The following is a 2,202-nucleotide window of genomic DNA, read 5'->3' as shown; positions in this document are numbered from 1 at the left end:
GGGTAAGGCCCATCTGCTTGACCGCATGCGCGACGCGGGCCGGTTCATCCGGGTCAAGAGCGGTTGGAATGCCCGTGGCGACGTTGCAGAAAGCGCAGGCGCGGGTGCAGATCTCGCCCATGATCATGAAGGTGGCGTGCTTCTTTTCCCAGCACTCGCCGATGTTGGGGCATCCGGCTTCTTCGCAGACCGTCACCAGCTTGTGCGACTTCACGATTTCGCGCGTTTCGGCATAGCCCTTCGACATCGGCGCCTTGACGCGTATCCAGTCGGGCTTGCGCAGGACATCCTGATCAGGCTTGTGCGCCTTTTCCGGATGCCGCAGGCGCGGTGCGTTGGCGATCGTATCGAGGACAGTGACCATCGGGAAACCTGGTTCATTGGCGAGCGCCAGTCAGGCGTTCGTTGTCATAACGTCATCTAGGACTTTTCGGCGCAAAGAAAAAGGCCGCTGCGGCGCATGCCGCAACAGCCTTTTTCGCATGGCAGCTCTCCAGGGATGTCAGCGGCGCACCAGACGCCCCGCCCAGATCAGCAGGCAGGCACCGATAAAGCCGGTGATCAGATAGGCAATCCAGCCGACGCCGAACGGGCCAAAATTGAGAGCCTGCAGAATGGCATTCAGTACGATCGCGCCGACGATGCCCATAACGATGTTCATCAAGATGCCGGTGTTGCTCTTCATGAACATTTCGGCGAACCAGCCTGCCAGGCCGCCGATGATGATGGCTGCTATCCAGCCGACGCCATTCAGGTGCATATGCCTTCTCCTTGTGTGATGGATGAAAGTGCATCCGCAAACGATGTACCTTGCCGCCGGGTTCCATCTGTAGCAGCGCTTTCAATCTATCACGCGTTGAGTGCGCGGCCATAGGCGTCGAGCACGCTTTCCTTCATCATCTCCGACAGCGTCGGGTGCGGGAAGATGGTGTGCATCAGCTCTTCCTCGGTCGTCTCCAGGTTCATCGCCACGACAAAGCCCTGGATCAGTTCGGTCACTTCGGCGCCGACCATGTGGGCACCGAGCAATTGACCGGTCTTCTTGTCGAAGATGGTCTTGATGAAGCCCTGATCCTCACCGAGCGCGATCGCCTTGCCATTGGCGGCGAACTGGAAGCGCCCGACCCGGATATCCCAGCCCTCTGCCTTGGCCTTGGCTTCGGTCAGGCCAACCGAGGCGACCTGCGGATTGCAGTAGGTGCAGCCCGGAATCTTCAGCTTGTCGGTGGCATGTACGCCAGGAAAATCAGCGATCTTCTCGATGCACACGACACCCTCATGTTCGGCCTTGTGGGCGAGCATCGGCGGGCCGGCGACATCGCCGATGGCATAGATGCCCGGCACATTGGTCTTGCCGTAACCATCGATGACGACGCAGCCGCGTTCGGTCTTCACGCCAAGCGCCTCGAGTCCGAGGCCCTCGATGTTGCCCTGCACGCCGACGGCCGAGATCATGCGGTCGGCGGTGATCTTCTCGACCTTGCCGTCCTTCATCTCGACATGCGCGGTGACCGAGTTCGTGCCCTTCTCGACCTTGGTCACCTTGGCTTCGAGGATGATCTTCATGCCTTGCTTCTCGAACTGCTTCTGCGCGAACGTCGAGACTTCGGCGTCCTCGACCGGCATCACCGCCGGCAGCAATTCGACCACCGTCACCTCGGCGCCCATTGTGCGGTAGAAGGAGGCGAATTCGATGCCGATGGCGCCCGACCCCATGACGAGCAACGACTTCGGCATCTCCTTCGGCACCATGGCCTCGAAATAGGTCCAGATCAGCTTTCCGTCCGGCTCGATGCCGGGCAGCGCGCGTGGCCGGGCGCCGGTCGCCAGGATGATGTGCTTGGCGGTATAGGTGCCCTCGCCCTTGACGCCTTTCGGCACCGGCGGCTGTGGCTCCATCGGCTTCTTGGCCGTCTTGGACACGACGATCTCGCCCGCCTTCGAAAGCTTGGCCTCGCCCCAGATGACGTCGACCTTGTTCTTCTTCATCAGGAAGGCAACGCCGCCATTGAGCCGCAGCGACACCTTGCGCGAGCGGTCAACGACGGCCGATGTGTCCACGCTGACCTTGCCGTCGAGCTTCAGCCCGTAATCCTTCAGGTGATCCGAATACTGCATGATCTCGGCCGAGCGCAGCAGCGCCTTGGTCGGGATGCAGCCCCAGTTAAGGCAAATGCCGCCGAGATGCTCGCGCTCGACGAT

At 61.0% G+C, this 2,202-nt stretch carries 2 protein-coding genes and 1 pseudogene; all 3 read right to left on the bottom strand.

Features of this window, described 5'->3' with window-relative positions; all coding sequences use genetic code 11:
• Positions 1–364: pseudogene (locus EN991_RS33310) on the bottom strand (lipoyl synthase); the annotation flags it as partial.
• Between the two features lie 138 nt (positions 365–502).
• Positions 503–760 carry a GlsB/YeaQ/YmgE family stress response membrane protein gene (locus tag EN991_RS33305; protein ID WP_127370325.1) on the bottom strand — a complete coding sequence of 86 codons (258 nt, stop codon included), beginning with the start codon at positions 758–760 and terminating at the stop codon, positions 503–505.
• A gap of 89 nt (positions 761–849) precedes the next feature.
• On the bottom strand, positions 850–2,202 hold a 1,353-nt coding region (lpdA, locus tag EN991_RS33300; protein WP_127370324.1), incomplete at its 5' end, for a dihydrolipoyl dehydrogenase.

The organism is Mesorhizobium sp. M7A.F.Ca.US.005.03.2.1 (assembly GCF_003997795.1).
Taxonomy (GTDB): Bacteria; Pseudomonadota; Alphaproteobacteria; order Rhizobiales; family Rhizobiaceae; genus Mesorhizobium; species Mesorhizobium ciceri.
The sequence above is the reverse complement of the archived record's forward strand: the minus strand, read 5'-3'. Positions and strand labels throughout refer to the sequence as shown.